The following is a 16,716-nucleotide window of genomic DNA, read 5'->3' on the forward strand; positions in this document are numbered from 1 at the left end:
CCCAATGCCAATCCCGATACGGGTGCTGCACATGCCTGTGGTCACAATGCACAAATCGCGGGACTGATGGGGGCAATGATGGGCATGGTGGATGCGCGCGTAGTTGATGATTTGGCGGGAAGAGTCGTCTTTTTCGCCGTACCCGCAGAGGAATTTGTAGAGGTTGAATACCGTTTGAATCTGGTGAAATCTGGGAAACTGAGTTTTTTAGGTGGCAAACCCGAATTGATCAAACACGGGCATTTTGACGATATCGATATGGCGATTATGATTCATACACATAGCGATGAATCTTTGACCAAAACCGCGGCTTCCGCCTCGTCTAATGGATTTGTAGCAAAGATGATTCGGTTTGTGGGCAAAGCCGCGCATGCGGGAGGTGCACCTCATCGGGGCATCAATGCACTGAATGCCGCTCAAATTGCACTGAATGCCATCAATGCACAGCGTGAAACATTCCAGGACCACGATTCTGTTCGGGTGCATCCCATCATCACCAAAGGCGGAGATTTAGTCAACGTCATACCCGACGAAGTTTGTATGGAAACTTATGTTCGAGGACGCACAGCAGAAGCGATTCTCGATGCCAGTATGAAAGTAGATCGCGCACTTCGAGCCGGCGCAATGGCACTTGGCGCAACAGTAGAAATAGAAACGCTACCGGGATATATGCCATTAAAAAACAATGCGGATTTACAGGCACTCTATGGGAAAAATGCCAGAACGCGTTTTGGAGTAGATGAATTTTGTACAGTCGGGCACAGAACCGGCTCAACTGATATGGGCGATATATCCTGCATTATGCCCGCGATTCATCCCTATATGTCGGGAGCTACTGGAATAGGCCACAGCGTCGAGTGGCATATTTCCGATAAAGAGATGGGATATGTAGAACCGGCAAAATCACTGTCTATGATGGCTGTGGATTTATTGTCCGACCACGCCTCAGAGGCAAAAGCCGTGCTTGCAAATTACAAACCAGAGATGACAAAAGATCAGTACCTCGATTTTCAAAACAATCTGTTCCAAACAGAAGTTTACAATGGTGAGTGAGATTGTACATTGACCAAAAACACACAGGTCTGATACTCAATATCGAAATACAAAAAGGCCCGGAATCTACCGGGCCTTTGGTATCGCGTAACTGCGTTTTTTTAAATGATCATACAATCTCCAGCATGCGTTCCACAGCTTTTAATGCACGCACGCGGATGTCTTCGGGCACTTCGATGATTTGCTCGTTATATTCAAGTGCGTTGAGCGTATCTTCAAGTGTAATTTCGTTCATATGTGGACAGCGAATGCTGCACAGGCCAACCATTTCTTTATCCGGGTTTTCCGCGGCGATATTGTCGCCCATGCTACACTCTGTAAGCAGCAAATACCGCTCGGCATCCATTTCGCGCACATAATCGACCATGCGGGAGGTACTGCCCGAAAAATCGGACGCAGCGACCACTTCAGGACTGCATTCCGGGTGGGAGAGAACAACGACATCTGGAAATTGCATGCGCACATTTTCAATATCTTGAACGGTAAATTGCTCGTGCACCTCACACCTGCCATGCCAGCCGATCATTTCGTATTCAAGACCGGGTTTGGGATCGGAAAAACCCGTTATTGTGGGAAAAATAATGCGCTTGTCGGTCTCCTGTGCGACATTGGCTGCTAAGTATTCGTCGGGCAAAAAGATAATGGTATCCGAATCGAGCGATTCGACGACTTTATGGGCATTGCCCGATGTACAGCAAATATCGCATTCGGCTTTGACATCGGCATACGTGTTGATATACGTGACAATGGGAACGCCCGGATATTGTTCGCGCAGATTGCGAACATCTTCCGCGGTAATGCTCGCGGCCAATGAACATCCCGCAACGCGCGCGGGCAAGAGCACGGTTTTGTCGGGATTGAGAATTTTTGCGGTCTCGGCCATAAAGCGCACGCCGCAAAAAACAATGGGATCAGCGTCGGTTTCTGCGGCTTTACGCGATAACTCGAGCGAATCGCCCACGACATCTGGCACAGAGTGATAAAGTGCCGGCTCCATGTAATTATGCCCGAGAATAATGGCTCCGCGCTCTTTTTTAAGCTTATTGATTTCGTAAGCCAACTCGGCTTTGTAGCGCAGTTCGATATCGGGCACAATGCCCTCTAATCGCTCGGCCATCTGTTGATAGGTCTCTTCCAAAGTAGTGGCAGTCAGTGCCATAACAATCAACTCCTGTTGTGGGGTAGCACCCCCGATGAAGCGTGTGGATTTGGATAAAGATATACAAAGACGGCCTTTGCTGCAAGGTTTCGGTTGTACCCCCTTGCAAGGAATATTACTTTTGACTTTATGATCTCTGGATACGAGACATGAAATTTGTAATTCGCGCGGGTGGTGTTGGTACGCGGCTATGGCCCTTAAGTCGCAAGAGCAAACCCAAACAATTTCACGCTTTGACCGGTGAACGCACGATGTTGCAGGAGGCGGTAAATCGCCTTAATTCGCTGGCTGAAATAGATGACCTTTATGTATCTACCGGCGTTGAACTATTGCATAGCGTTCGAGAACAATTGCCCGAATTATCTTCTGAAAACGCGATTGTAGAACCAGCCCTCCGCAATACAGGACCTGCGGTCGGGCTTGAGTGTGCCTTATTGGAAGCCCGTTTTCCCGGATGTACAATTGCGAGTTTGGGGTCTGATCACCACATTGGCAAGCCAGAGGAATTTTGTCGGTTGCTCAAAGTAGCAAAAGACGCACTGGAGGATCGCGCTGAAACCCTGTTTGTGCTCGGTGTAAAACCAACGCGCGCAGACACCGGCTTTGGATATATACAAAAGGGCGATGTGATTGCAAAGATAGACAACGAGCCAATCTATGCCGTAGAGTCATTCACAGAAAAACCCGATGCTGAAGCCGCAAAAACATATTTGGAGAGCGGTCAATATCTGTGGAATAGCAATATGTTTGTGTGGAAAGCCAGAACAATGCTGGATCTTTTTGCAAAATTTGAACCCGAGATGTATGCCCTGCTCGAACAAATTGGTACTGCGGCCAAAGAGGGACGAGAAGGAGATGTCACTACCGAAGTCTATCCGCAGATGAAAAACATCGCCATTGATCATGCGATTATCGAACGCGCGTCGGATATTGCAACCCTGGAAGCCGATATTGAATGGAGCGATATCGGCGCGTGGGGTGCTTTGACAGATGTGTTGCCCGTAGATGAAAATGGCAATTTACTGCGTGGGAATGTGCTATCGCTCAATGCAAAAAACACAACAGTTTATGGCAGTAAAGACAAAGTAATCGCGCTGGTCGATCTCGAAAACTTAATCGTAGTCGATACGAACGATGCCCTGCTTATTTTGCCCCGCAATAGCTCTCAGCGCGTAAAAGATGTGGTCGCGGCATTGGCCGAGCGATCAGATAGTGAACGGTATCTTTAAAAGGAGATTTTATGAAGATTCTAAAAAGTTTTTGTCTCGCGCTATGTGTATTGTCTTCTGGTATGGGTACTGCCAATGCGGCATTTATCGACGGCGTAAACCTGGGTGGGGGCTTTATGTGGAACGACAGTGTTCGTCCGCGTTTTGATTCCGCTGGTGGGATAGCCCTGCACACCTCTGTCCATGTCAACCTGCCTGGTCCATTCATATTTGCGCCGTTTTACGACATAAGTTTCGCCAGCCCGATGATGCAGACTCTGGGTACGAGTCTCAATTATGCGATTGGCATGCGCGACTTTGAAACCCACAAACTGTTTTTTGGACCGAGTATTGGAATTGTATTATCCGATGGCGTTTCTGAACGTTTTATAGGTGGAGAATTGGGATACAAATTTCCGATAGGTGAAAAACTCGGACTATTTGCCAGGATCAAATTTGTCGAAGATCAAAACGATGTCATCAGTGGATTTTCCGGACACATCGGCGCGACATTCAAACTCTTTCAGTAACCCATTTTACAAAACCCTCTGCCGATCCAATTCATTGTGTAGCAGCACAATACACTGAGAGGCAAACAACATTCGGGGGCCCACGCAAATCGGCTTAGCACCGAGGCGGCGCAAATACTTAGCCGTTTTTTTGGGCATTGTGAGATGGTCTGAAAAAACAAAAGTTACATCCTGGGGAAATGTCACCGTGCGAATGTCAACACCTCTACGCTCGAGTACATAGAGCGATTCAGTGCGATCTTGTACAACGCGTTCAAATCCCTTTTTCGCGACAAAAAGACCGCCATCAACCTGCCGCTCTTCACCCAGAGACAAACCCTTGCCAGCAGATAGCGCTTTTTGTACAGCCCCTGCCAGCGTGCGTTCATCAAACCCACCCAAATAGGTCAGATGATCGCTTTCAAAACGCACGGATTTCGGTGGGTCCGAAGGCCCATCAAAGACGAGATGTACAACAGTATTTGTTCGTATATTTTGAGAATAAAAAAGCGCGTTGGCCAAACAATGCGCCACAATCTCCAATCGTCCAACCCGGCTCAGATCATCCAGTGAAAAATCGGGTGTGGTAGGACCTTTGCGAGCGCGAAGAATAAAATTTCTCATAAGGAGCAAGTTATGAAACGCTGGGTGGTCGCAATGCTGATCCTCACAACTCAGGTCAGCGCGGAAAACGAAAACAAAATGTCAACAGGAGATGGTAAGACCGATGAAATAATGGTCGAAATTCAAAAAAATGCCAGAGAAATCGCCACCTGTAAGGCAGAACAAACGACCATTATTCGCGTTATGGATCAAGAACTGACACTCAATGCCAGTGCAACCTTTAAGCGCCCCAACCTGATGCGTCTCGACACCGTGCAAGATCAGGTAATCATTTCACAGCGGTTGTCTGATGGCGGATTGATGTGGACTTATGATCGCGAAGAAAAAATTGTCTCCAAAGTGAACCTCGGGCGCGTCTATCGCACAACCAACCTCGAAGCCGATGCAGACCAGGCCGATCCCCTGCGTCCCTTTAGAGGTCTGGAATGGACGAGCATACGCTACACCGCAGACGAAATATTTGAAGATCGTCCCCACCGCGTTTTTGAAGCCAAAATCAAAGTCAATCTCTTACATGCACAACTGCCTAACCCCCCTGTCAAAGCACAATTGCTCATCAATCCCGAAGATGGCCTGTTGCGCCGGGTTGGCCTTTTTGATGACACAGACAATGAGGTCATCACGCAGACCTTTCACAATTTGACCATCAATCCAGAATTGAAAGACAAATGGTTTGAATTTATCGTACCCGCGGGTGCCCATGTCATCGACGCCACCGACGACGCGATACAAGCTCTCAAAACTGCACAATAGGGTGGAAAAATCATGACAACAACGTATTGGCGCATCGCCCTGTTTGTCTGGCTACTCTTAATTTTTATTGGTTCAAGTGGCCTGCTATCGTTCGAAAATACAGAAAAATTTTTCTTTTTCAGTGAACGAATACACCATGCGGCGCGCAAATTCGCACACATAGCAGAATACGCTATTCTGACCTATTTGTGTTTTCGTTCTCTCTGGACAAAGAACCGATTTACCTCCTGTGTATTGTGGAGCGTCCTGATATCTATCCTCTATGCGATATTGGACGAATACCATCAATCCTTTGTACCCAGTCGCACTGGCGTCTGGACCGATGTGGTATGGGATGGCACTGGTGTCGCAATCATAATCCTATTATTGTGGTATGCGAAACACAGGGAAAACGGTAAAATCAGACAGTGGATTTTATAGCTTATTTAAAAGGATATCTGACATGACAAAATCTGGAAAAATCGAAAAACCCAACATCCTCTTCATCCTCGCCGACGACATGGGTTGGGGTGACGTCAGCTATCACGGCTCACACATTCGCACGCCCAACATCGACCGCCTCGCAGCCTCGGGCATCGAACTCGACCAGCACTACGTCTGTCCCATGTGTACCCCCACCCGCACATGTCTGTTGACGGGTCGTCATCCCGGTCGCTTTGGACGCCACGCCACCGTTCCATCCAACGCCCCAGTACTGCCAGATGGCTACGAAACACTGGCCTCATCCTTCCGCAATGCGGGCTACGAAACCGGCCTCTTTGGAAAATGGCATTTGGGATCCTCCCCCGAATACGGCCCCAACCAATTTGGTTTCAATACAGCTTATGGGAGCCTGGCCGGCGGTGTTGACCCGTATAACCACCGCTACAAATCAGGCCCTTACAGCGTCACCTGGCACCGCAATGGCGAACTCATTGAAGAGCGCGGCCACGTCACCGACCTCATCGCTCGGGAAGCTGTCCAGTGGATCGAAGCGCAAACAGGCCCCTGGTTTTGCTATGTCCCTTTCACCGCAGTACACACCCCCATCAAAGCACCGCAACACTGGATAGATCGCTATTCAGACCGGCGCTACGATCCCGACGACAACAAAAACCGCTCATACAAAACCTACGCCGCCTACGCCAGCCAGATGGACCACGCCATCGGCCAACTCGTCGAAACCCTTGCCCGCCTGTGCCAGCGCGAAAACACCATCATCATCTTCTCATCGGACAACGGCGCCATCCCTGCCGGTCCCCTTCACGATACCGACAAATACCCGGGCCGCCACGAAGACATGCCGCGCCTGGGCTGCAACCTGCCCCTACGAGGTCAAAAATCTCAACTCTACGAAGGCGGCATACGCACCCCATCTCTGATCAACTGGCCTTTTCATCTCCAACCCGGCAAATGCTTTCACCCCCTGCACATAACCGACTGGATGCCAACCCTGACCAATCTCATCAATTACACGCCCAGTAGCGATCCCCAATGGGATGGCCAGAACATCTGGTCTCTGCTCACAGGGGATATCACCGTACCCGAAGAACGGTCTATCTTCTGGAACTTCAGGGGATCGTCCTTTGGCATGCGAACGGGCAATTGGAAATTGATCTACGAAGAAGGCCAGACACCTGAAGAAACCGAACTCTTTCACATCGGTACCGACCCCTATGAAACAACAAATATTACCTCTAAACAAACCGACCGCGTGCATCGCATGCTCGAACAAATAGCCGATGAACGAAAACGCGACAACAGTTCAAAAAGGTAAGATGCGAGACATTCACATGCCCGACAGCCGATTTTGGGCAACCGCAGCTGGCAGGCTTCAGGTCTGCTGTCCCGTGGATCTCCGGCTCCACTACCGGGCACCGGACGGCGGATTTCGGGCCGGTGGAAACCTGTGGATCTTCTACGACATCCGCCAGTACCTCAACAGGGATCAGGCATTTCAACCCCACGACGGCATCGAGATCACAGGCCCACCAGACACGGACTGGGAGGGCGTCCCTCTTGTGGGAGGCGGCGTTGTGCGCACCTTTGACACGCACCCGTTGACGCCCGAGTTTCTCCACGCCGTTCACATCAGGTGCGAAAAAGGTCGGGTTGCACCCGGAGAACGCGTCACCATTGCGCTTCGCACCCATCCGGACGGGTTTCTGCTCCCACAGAACGCCATTGACGCCTTTCACTTCTGGCTTGTCGAAGATCTGGATGGTGTCCTTTCTTTTCATCATCCAGGAGGTAAGTATCACTTTTTTTTGCCCAGAGATACAGACCTCTCCATTCTCAAGAGCAATCCCCTCACCATTGCGCCCGGATCTGTGGAAACGCTCCGGGTGACAGCGCACGCGCTGACCACAGGGCGTATCGCAGCGCAGGTCACCCCCATCGACACATACGGCAATCCCGTCTTTTCCAAAGACGAACTCACCCTTGCTACTGCAGCGGAAAGCATCAGCGTATTTCTGGACAATTCCCACACCACGCGTACGCACCTCTCTGCGAAGGCCCCCTGGGACCAGATCTCTGCCATGTGTGGAAAGCTGAACGCTCAGAGCAATCCCACGCGGGTCACTACTACACCCTCTGATTTAACCCTGTACTGGGGTGATATCCACGGCATGCTGTTCAACCAGCGTCCTCTGACAGACTATTTTGTCTGGGCCAGAGACATCGCCCATCTGAACTTCTCGGGCGGACAGCTTTTTTCGTATAGTGCCTGCATCGCCGAAGTCTGGGAACAGCTTATAGATGCCTGGCGTTCCTTCACACTGCCCGGAGAATTTATTGCTCTCCCCTCCATTGAATTCGCCACACCGCCCGACGGCAGTCATCGTCTCGGATTCTTTCCCGACCTGGACGGTCTGTCTCCCATCTTCTGCGAAGATCGACCCGAAGCCCACGACCCCAAACTCCAGGCGCGCTACCATCCGGAAACCGTCTTCTGCAAGGATTACCGAGAACTCTATGACGCCGTCCATGCCCGGGGCGGATTCACTCAAGGGCACTTCCACACCGCCTTTTACGAACGGGAATGCCTCGCAGAAATCTACCAGAAGCAGAATGTCAACGTGGACCTTGAAGAAGCCAAAATCAACCGGGCCATCCAGTTTCAGGGTCTCAAACTCGGTATTGTCAGCGGCAGCGACACCCACGACTCCCGTCCGGCAAACCCTTATCCGGAACCGGGACCTGGCAAACCCGCGGGACTTACCGGCCTGTGGGCGGAACGGCTTGACCGCCCCACCATCTTCGATGCTTTCTCAAAGCGCCGGTGCTACGCCACCACTGGCACCCGGATCTATATCGATTTTCAAATCAATTCCCATCCCATGGGCAGCACTGTCAGGGCACATCGCTACGAATTTACCGCCGAAGTTCTGGGCACAGCAGACATAGACCGCATCGAATTGATGGTCAATGGGGACATATCCCAAACCTTTACACCCAAAAAACAGCACATTATCCTGGGAGATACCGTCCACCTGACCTTTTCACCCTCAGGTGTTCACTACTGCTACCTTCGCATCTACCAGCACGATGGCCACCGGGCGTGGACCAGCCCGATCTGGTTAGACAAAGTATGATATTAAACCGAATGGAAAACCACATAACCACCCACATTGAAGCGTCCAAAGGGTGCAATCACAACAAGGAGATATTATGTCCTACCGCAACGTCCTCTTACTCATTGCCGACGATTGGAGCCCCATTGCCGGATGTTATGGCAATGACGTCATCAAAATGCCCAGCGTAGATGCACTTGCCGCACGAGGCACCTTATTTAAACACGCCTTTTGTACCACCCCATCCTGTGCAGCCAGCCGCGCCAACCTGCTCACCGGGCACTACAGCCACACGCACGGACAATACGGCCACTCGCACAGCATCCACAACTTCCACACGCAACTCAACATGCCGTCAATTCCCAAAACACTGCAATCCGCCGGATTCACAACCGGCGTTGTCGGCAAACTCCACGTACAACCCGAATCTGTCTATCCCTGGAATTACGAAGCCGGTGGTGGGCGCAATGTGCGCTCTATCGCTGATAACATCTCAAAATTCTTTGAAACCATTGACAGCGATCAGCCATTCTATCTACACGTCGGTTATTCCGATCCCCACCGGGACTTTGGCAACAAACAAACCTATCCCGGCGTCCCCGAAGTCACGTATGCACCCGACGAAGTCATCGTTCCCGACTTTTTGCCCGACCATCCAGATGTCCGACGAGAATTTGCCGAATACTACCAATCCGTCTCTCGCTTCGACACTGGCATTGGCATGGCCGTGCAGGCACTTCAAGACGCTGGCCGAGCCGACGACACCCTGATCATTATCATGAGCGACCACGGCATGCCCTTTCCCGGCGGCAAAGGCTCTTCTTTTGACACGGGCCATCACTGCCCGCTCATCATTGCGCGTCCAGATGCCGAAGCCGTTGTCAGCGACGCCCTCGTCAACTGGAACAACATCGCCCCGACCATCTATGAATGGTGCGGCGTTGAATCCCCTGAAGGTTTGCCCGAAAAATCCCTCGTCCCCATTCTCGACGAAACACACCCCGAGGGATTTGACGAAACCTTCTTCTCCCACACCTTTCACGAAGTCACCAACTATTACCCCTACCGGGTTCTGCGCGGACGCAAATACAAATACGTGCGCAATCTCTACCCCGAACTCACCACCCCTTTGCCCAGTGACCTGTGGGCATCGCCCACCTGGCAGGCCATTCGCAGAGAAAATCTGGAAATGGGCAAACGCCGCACGGAAAAATTTCTGCACCAGGATGCCGAAGCCCTCTTCGACATTGAAAACGATCCTATGGAATCCACCAACATCATCGACGATCCCGCAGTTCAGGACATCGCCGAAGCCATGCGACAAAAAGTTCGCACCTTCCGCAAAGAAACCCGAGACCCCTGGTGCCTGGCGTCTTACCACGCGGGCGAACCGGGTATGGAACCTGTCGCGAGGTAATCGCCCCTTCATACAACCAAACAAACCCCGCCTGGCCATTCCGGGCGGGGATTTGTTTTTTTATTACAGATTGTGCAACAACTAAAAATTGTACATCAGACTCACATCAATAAAACTATCGCGTCGCGTATCGTAGTGGATATCTGCTTTGTCAATAGAGAGAAGATGAATCGCCTCTATATTCAGAGACAACTGATCAGAGATGCGCCGGTCCAATTCCGCAGATAGTGCGCGTGTGGAACGCTCCGCATCCCCCAAAAAACTCGCGACAATTTCAGTACTCTGAACATCGTTGAACGCGAGGCGCGTGGCAAAAAAGAAGTCGTTTTCGAGCGTATTGGGCGAGCGACTCGGCGTCGCATTGCGCCCCCGTCCATCGTAATTCCATTCGCCGAGCAAGCTGACATCAACAGCCGAACCAAATATGGAATAAAAGGTGTATTCTCCCCCAAAAACGGAAGCCACATAATCCTCTTCCATGCCCAGCAGATTTCGGGCACCCGCGCGCTGAATCGCTTCTACTTTAAACAACCATGAGCCGACAGTCAGTTGCGCATCCAGCCCAAACTGCCGGATCTGATCGTAGAACTGAACCAATACCGGCGCCCCACTACTATTTGCACCCGGCATCAAAAAAGGCTCTCGGCTGGTGCCGTTAAACACACTCAGACCAACATCGAAAGCGTCAAAACTCTGACTGTACCGTGCGGCGAAATCCAGATGCCACTCCTCCCCCTCGCTCTCATACTCAACCTGCTCATCATTTACAACAAGTGGAAGGCGCAGACGGCCGGATTCGCCTGGAAACGTGCGCACCCGGTGATACGGCAAAACAAAAAACTCCACAACTCCCCAATCGCTGGACCAGGTAATATTGACCATCGGCTGCCCCAGCTTCGTCTCTCCGTTTGGATGTTCCACCAGATCGATCTGATTGACAATATCCACCAGATGTTGCGATTCAGTAACGCCCCAGAAAACCTGATCAATCCCCACGCGCAACTCCCATTCGCCATCGCCTATTTCCCCGAATACCAGAAAATAGGCTTCGCGCAAATCGGCATGGGTGCGGCGTGGATCTGCATTATCATAGCGAAAGAATGGCGATAGCGTGAAACTCCTGCCCTCAGCGTCTGAGAGATAGAGGTTGGGTACTACAACAAAACCGATGGCATGTGCCCCCTGACCGGAAAAAGCACCGGCCCGGGGAAACCATCGGCTTTCGACATTCACGCGCCCGGAAAAATCGCGGTCAATCCCAATTTCGGCATGTGCGCCAGCAGCAAAGACCAAAGCCAAAGTCCAGACGGCACCGAGATAAAAAGAGGTACGGCGTAGCATCAACGCACCCGTCTTAGCCCGGTTTGCGTGAAATCGCGATCATCCAGATCTGTTTGAAACTCAAAATCCGTCCACGTCAGGACGGTACTTTTCCCGGTTAAATGATTGACCATCGTCATCTCCCCAGCGCGCCAGTAACGTTCCAGATACTGCGCGTAATTCTCCAGAGTAAGCGTCTTCAGATGTGAATTCTTGCGATCGTAATACTCCACTTTCCAGACGCGAAGCTCGTCCTTATCCCTCCAGACTACCTGGCGGCTATAGCCCGATTTCTTATCCACGGGAAAGCGTTCTGAGACCGTGCAGGTCAAATCGCCATATGCCTCGTCGCGCAGGTAACGATAGGTAAATTTCTCCACAGCCTGAGGGGTCAGGTCCTCATAAGCAAATTCACTCCCCATAAAAGAGCCGGACTGGTTGGACGAACTAATGCGTTTGACGCGTTTCAGAGCGGGCAAATAAAGCCATTGGTCGTCCGCGCTTTCCCGATGAGCGTGAATAAGCAACGCCGTTCCCTTGACATCGCGCGGCTCATCAAACACAAACAGACTTTTGTCGCCATCTTCGGAGACTTCGAGAACCTTTACCCGGAGTTGGCGCTGGCTCTCTTGCCCGTGTTTGTTGCGCAACACCATGGTTTGCTGAGCCGTAAAATTACCAAAACCCTTCTCGCGATCCTGGGAATCCTGAGCGATTTTCAACCCGGTTTCCTCTGCAGTATCAGAACGAGCGGGAGTTGATACACTGAGACAAATCAAAAGGATTGGACAAAGCGCGAAAAACAGGTGTATTGGTCGTATTGGCATCATGAATTTCTCCGGTCAATAGCAATCAGCAGAGTTGGCAAAAGCAAAAAGTCAGCAACAAGCGCGAAGACAATCGTAATCGTGACCAAAAGGCCGAGTGCCCAACTCACCTCAAATCCCGATGTGGCGAACACCAGAAAGCCCACTGACAACACTGCGGTCGTCGTCCATAACGCATGGCCCACCGTGTTAAAGGTATAGCGCACGGCCTCGGGTGCGGGAAGGCCATCGCGCCGGGCCTTCAGATATTTGCTCAGAAAATGAATCGTATCATCCACAACAATTCCAAAAACAACGGCGATCACCACCGAAGAGGCAATCCCAACATGGCCGACGAGATAGCCCCACAGGCCAAAGCTCATAATCGCGGGGATAAAATTGGGCAACAAGCTGAGGAGACCGACCCGAACACTTTTGAAAATCCAGATCAGGATGAAGGAAATGAGTACCATAGCAGTGATTGTACCGCGCAACATACTATTGATATTTCGCAGGGACAGGTGGGCAAAAACAATGCTCAGACCCGATGCTTCGTATGCAAAAGCAGGCGCATTGGTCTGAAGCCAGACTTGCGCGCGCTTATCGAGTTCACGCAAATCTCGAGACCACGCATTCCTGGTCACGACACTCAGGCGCGTAGCGGATTTTGCGACATCTATGCGGTCATTGAGATCGCTGCCAAACGGAAGAGAAAACTCGTAAAGCAACAGGTACTGCGCCGCGAGATCCGGGTCTTCGGGCAAGCGATAAAAGGCAGGGTCGTCGCCGTGCATATTTTTATTGAGACGTTTCATAATGTCCGAAAAAGCCTGGACATGGGTCACTTCGGGTTGTGCCCGGTACCACTCGGCAAAAGCATCGACCTGGCGCAGATACTCCGGATCGGTAATACCACCTTCGCGCCCTGCACTCAGCGAATATTCCAGCTTATCCAGACCAGTCAGATTATCAATAATATAATCCGTATTGCGCCGGAACTCGTAGCGATCGTCAAAATACTGCGCCATATTATCGCTCAGCTCATTGCGGGGAACGCCGATTATCAGGACCACGACAACCGCAGTGACGAACCACAGCAGAAATTTGCGACGGGCGATGACAAAGTCGGCAAAACGGTCGAAAAAGGCCGTCCCCTGAGACTGCACAAGAGATGCGCGCAAGGGCAAAATCGAAAGCAATGCCGGCAATAGCGTCATAGTGTACACAAGCGCGCACAAGACGCCAAATGCCACGTAATTGCCCAGAACGTGAAAAGGTGGTGAATCTGAGGCATTCAGACTGAGGAATCCAATCGCCGTCGTGACCGAAGTGATAAATACCGGATAGGCATTGATGCGGAGTGATTCGACAATTGCCGCATTTCTGTCCAGGCCGCGTCTCATACCCAGCAAAACACTCGTGACAACGTGGATTGAATCCGCAATGGCGATCACCATAACAATAATCGGCACGCCGGCATTGGTAGGGCTGAACACCACGCCATTCCAGCCGGCGAATCCCATAGTCGTACTGATGACAAACACGAGCATGGCGACAATGGATAAAGTACTGAGAATCGAACGCAGGAGAATAATTGTGGCACCTACAATGATGAGAAATACAACAGGTGTCAGAGTCTCCATGTCGTTCTTCGTGACATCGGCGAAAGTCCGATGCATGACGACATCGCCGGTCAGGTAATAATCGATATCCGGATGGCTCGTACGGGCTTGATTGAGGATCGAATCGAGATAATCGGTAATTTCGATTACTGCCTGGTCATGATCTTCGGGCAGAATAAAATTAATAGCTACCCCGGCCGTGCGCCCATCATGAGACACCAGACGCCCGGCAATTTCGATTGCGTTCAGCGCGATCTTCTCAATACGCACCACATCGGCATCGCTCAGAGAAGATGCATCGTCAACGAGCGGAGCGACAACCAGATCGTCATCGAGTGCTTCGCTATGGGTATAATTGGTAAGGGAATTGACGCGGCTGGAATATGGCGCACGCCACGCGGCTTCGGTCAATTCCTGAACCGCGCCAAGCGCCTCGCGGGTAAACACCGAGCCATCTTGGGGCGCAATGGCAATCAGTGCCGTATTGGAGGCCGAATACGTGTTCTCCAGAGCGTCGAAAGCGAGGAGTTGCGGATTGTCTTCACCAAACAGAATGCGATAATCGTTTGTGACATTAATGAAGCGAACACCTGCCGTCAATGCCAGCATGACCAGCGTTGCGAGCGCAACGACCAACCATCGATAGCGCAAAATGACAGCGGTATAGCGTTCTAATCGCAAAAGAAACACTCCTTCGACCATTTCGGATTAAGTGCGGTGACGAGTTCACCGAGGCGAATGATTTCCTCATTATCTATTGGTGGATAAAGACCGTCATACCTCACCACGGCTTCGCCTCGTCTGCGTGTAGCTTGTCGGGTAATCGGTAACTGATTTTATGCTCTTCGAGCGTAGATACGTCGAGCAAGGCCATGAAGCTTTGGGTACGATGACCCGGTCTCCACCATAGCAGGACATCGAGGATATCCTGGATTCTGCGCCTCAGCCGCAAATATACCAGTGTCCCGGGCCCAGATGTCCGACTTTTGAGGAACATGAGTTGATCGGCGAGTTCGTCTCCAATCAACGCTCGGGAAAGGCGGTACCCAAAACCAGATAGATTATCTCGCTCTTTCTCGTCTTTAATACCGATCACGTAAGGAGCCGAGGCAATCACAGAGTTTGCCATAGCAATAGCTTCCAGACCGGGAGGCGGCTCGCAGATGTAACCCACGCGGTATATTTCACAGGCTTCGGTCTCATTGCTGAACAAGAGTGCCTCGGGCACACCCATCAGATGAGCGGTATAGCGCCATATCTGCATAAAACTGTCGCGTTCTTCATCGTTTAGACGTGCGCCAATTCGCGTGGCTGACCGCAACAGCATCCCGGAGAAATTACAGGACGCGAGCGCGATGTGGGCAGTACTGATCGGCATGCCGTGGGCTTCATAGTCCCACTCCTCAGAAGCGAGAAGGTGCCGCCTGACCTGTGCATGCACCAGCCGCAGACGGACAGATAGTTTCCAGCCCTCACCATATCGCTCCAGGCCACCCGGCAACATAATCTCTAAGAGGTGAAGTATATTTTGCTTTAGCCGCCGCACCCCCTGATCGGTCAGCCTTCCTGTGGTGAAAAACGATTGGCTGATTAGCGTCGTGAAACCCTGTACAATAATATCCACGACAAACGAGGTAAGAAACAGATCTGAATAGGCTTGGAAGCCACGGCATCCGGGATATACTGACTCGGGATCAAACCACGCGGGCGGCGTCCCAATCTTCTCAAAAAACGCCCGTACTGCCTGAGGCGCATCACGCAGTTTTTCCTCATCCAGATCCATTCCAGCCCTGATAAATTCGCTCTGTTGCTTCTCGTCAATACCGGCTAATTCATTGATCAGGGCATCGGCATCGGGATCGCCGATAAGGGTGTGCTGAATGTACGTTTTGGCGAGATCGGGATCGGTCAGAAGGGCTTCTTCGTACCCGGGTTGATATGAAGAAGGGATCTGCATTCTATCGCCTCATTTTGATCCAAATGCTCGAGGTGAGACAGCGAACCACATACTTAACTTGTTAATAAGAAACTCTTTAAAATTAAAAGAATATTTGAATACCACCAATTTTTTGTCAAGTTTTATTTATTTTTTAATCTGAATTATGGTAGCAATTTCAAGTGCTCGAAAATCTCTTCCTGTTCGGCTAAATCAAACTGATTCGAACCAATATACATATATCTAATAATGCCGCGTTTATCGATGATAAACGTCGCGGGGTGGGCAATACTGTTGCTGAGATAGTGATCCGGCAGACCGAGCCAGTTATATAACGAATAGCCGAGTTTGTCGATGAAAAATTCTGCCGGACGCAAAATGTTGTAAATGAGATTGTGAGCAAACGCCAGGCTGTACCAGTGATAGACCCCATAGCTTTTGATGGCACTTCGATCTTCGTCCACCAGAAGCGGATAGGTGATACCACTCCGTTCGGCGTATTCGTGCAGTTCACAGAGTTGCTGTCCTGCTGCGACAGCGATAGATGTCGCATTGCGTTCGGTATAAGCATCTATATGTTCTTGCACTATCGCCAACTGACGACGGCTTCTTTTTCACCAGGTCCCCCGAAAAAACGTCAGAAGAACATGCTCCTTACCCCGATACGATACGAGCGATACGTCTTGCCGCTGATGCGAAGGGAGAGTAAATAAGGGGGCAGTATCGCCTATGCTGAGAACCCTATTTTTACGCGG

At 51.0% G+C, this 16,716-nt stretch carries 14 protein-coding genes; 7 read left to right on the top strand and 7 right to left on the bottom strand.

Going from position 1 to position 16,716, the window contains the following annotated elements; translation table 11 throughout:
- The coding region (locus OXG87_22505; GenBank protein ID MCY3872326.1) for a M20/M25/M40 family metallo-hydrolase at positions 1-1,053 on the top strand (1,053 nt) is incomplete at its 5' end.
- A 109-nt stretch (positions 1,054-1,162) separates the two neighbouring features.
- Here OXG87_22505 and nadA read toward each other — a convergent pair.
- Entirely contained in the window at positions 1,163-2,212 is a 1,050-nt protein-coding gene (gene nadA / locus OXG87_22510) for a quinolinate synthase NadA (GenBank protein ID MCY3872327.1), read from the bottom strand.
- A 149-nt stretch (positions 2,213-2,361) separates the two neighbouring features.
- On the opposite strand from nadA, the gene OXG87_22515 reads away from it, so the two are divergent.
- A complete protein-coding gene (locus OXG87_22515; protein MCY3872328.1) occupies positions 2,362-3,441 on the top strand; it encodes a sugar phosphate nucleotidyltransferase in 1,080 nt (359 codons plus the stop codon).
- Positions 3,442-3,452: 11 nt separating this feature from the next.
- Complete coding sequence (locus OXG87_22520; protein ID MCY3872329.1) at positions 3,453-3,950, top strand: hypothetical protein; 498 nt, start codon at positions 3,453-3,455, stop codon at positions 3,948-3,950.
- A gap of 6 nt (positions 3,951-3,956) precedes the next feature.
- Here the strand turns inward: OXG87_22520 and trmY are convergent, their stop codons facing one another.
- Positions 3,957-4,553 carry a tRNA (pseudouridine(54)-N(1))-methyltransferase TrmY gene (gene trmY / locus OXG87_22525; GenBank protein ID MCY3872330.1) on the bottom strand — a complete coding sequence of 199 codons (597 nt, stop codon included), beginning with the start codon at positions 4,551-4,553 and terminating at the stop codon, positions 3,957-3,959.
- Between the two features lie 12 nt (positions 4,554-4,565).
- Between trmY and OXG87_22530 the strand changes: the two genes are divergently transcribed.
- The 4 genes from OXG87_22530 (at position 4,566) to OXG87_22545 (ending at position 10,277) form a co-directional block, all read left to right on the top strand.
- On the top strand, positions 4,566-5,306 hold the full coding sequence (locus OXG87_22530; protein ID MCY3872331.1) for a hypothetical protein: 741 nt from the start codon (positions 4,566-4,568) through the stop codon (positions 5,304-5,306).
- A 442-nt stretch (positions 5,307-5,748) separates the two neighbouring features.
- Positions 5,749-7,062, top strand: coding sequence for a sulfatase-like hydrolase/transferase (locus OXG87_22535; protein MCY3872332.1), 1,314 nt, complete (start codon positions 5,749-5,751; stop codon positions 7,060-7,062).
- A gap of 1 nt (position 7,063) precedes the next feature.
- Positions 7,064-8,881, top strand: coding sequence for a DUF3604 domain-containing protein (locus tag OXG87_22540; GenBank protein MCY3872333.1), 1,818 nt, complete (start codon positions 7,064-7,066; stop codon positions 8,879-8,881).
- A gap of 76 nt (positions 8,882-8,957) precedes the next feature.
- Positions 8,958-10,277, top strand: a complete 1,320-nt coding sequence (locus OXG87_22545) for a sulfatase (protein MCY3872334.1) — start codon at positions 8,958-8,960, stop codon at positions 10,275-10,277.
- A gap of 81 nt (positions 10,278-10,358) precedes the next feature.
- Here the strand turns inward: OXG87_22545 and OXG87_22550 are convergent, their stop codons facing one another.
- From OXG87_22550 to OXG87_22570, 5 genes are all read right to left on the bottom strand, one after another.
- Positions 10,359-11,618 (bottom strand): hypothetical protein, encoded by a 1,260-nt coding sequence (locus tag OXG87_22550; GenBank protein MCY3872335.1) that lies wholly within the window; start codon positions 11,616-11,618, stop codon positions 10,359-10,361.
- Positions 11,618-12,319, bottom strand: a complete 702-nt coding sequence (locus OXG87_22555; GenBank protein MCY3872336.1) for an outer membrane lipoprotein-sorting protein — start codon at positions 12,317-12,319, stop codon at positions 11,618-11,620. Before OXG87_22555 ends, OXG87_22550 begins: the two co-directional genes overlap by 1 nt.
- 104 nt (positions 12,320-12,423) lie before the next feature.
- Positions 12,424-14,706 carry an MMPL family transporter gene (locus OXG87_22560; protein ID MCY3872337.1) on the bottom strand — a complete coding sequence of 761 codons (2,283 nt, stop codon included), beginning with the start codon at positions 14,704-14,706 and terminating at the stop codon, positions 12,424-12,426.
- A 100-nt stretch (positions 14,707-14,806) separates the two neighbouring features.
- On the bottom strand, positions 14,807-15,982 hold the full coding sequence (locus tag OXG87_22565; protein MCY3872338.1) for an oxygenase MpaB family protein: 1,176 nt from the start codon (positions 15,980-15,982) through the stop codon (positions 14,807-14,809).
- Between the two features lie 143 nt (positions 15,983-16,125).
- Positions 16,126-16,692: a peroxiredoxin family protein gene (locus OXG87_22570; GenBank protein ID MCY3872339.1), complete on the bottom strand. Its 567-nt coding sequence runs from the start codon at positions 16,690-16,692 to the stop codon at positions 16,126-16,128.
- Between the last annotated feature and the right edge of the window lie 24 nt (positions 16,693-16,716).

Source organism: Gemmatimonadota bacterium (assembly GCA_026706845.1).
In the GTDB taxonomy this organism is placed as follows: Bacteria; Latescibacterota; UBA2968; order UBA2968; family UBA2968; genus VXRD01.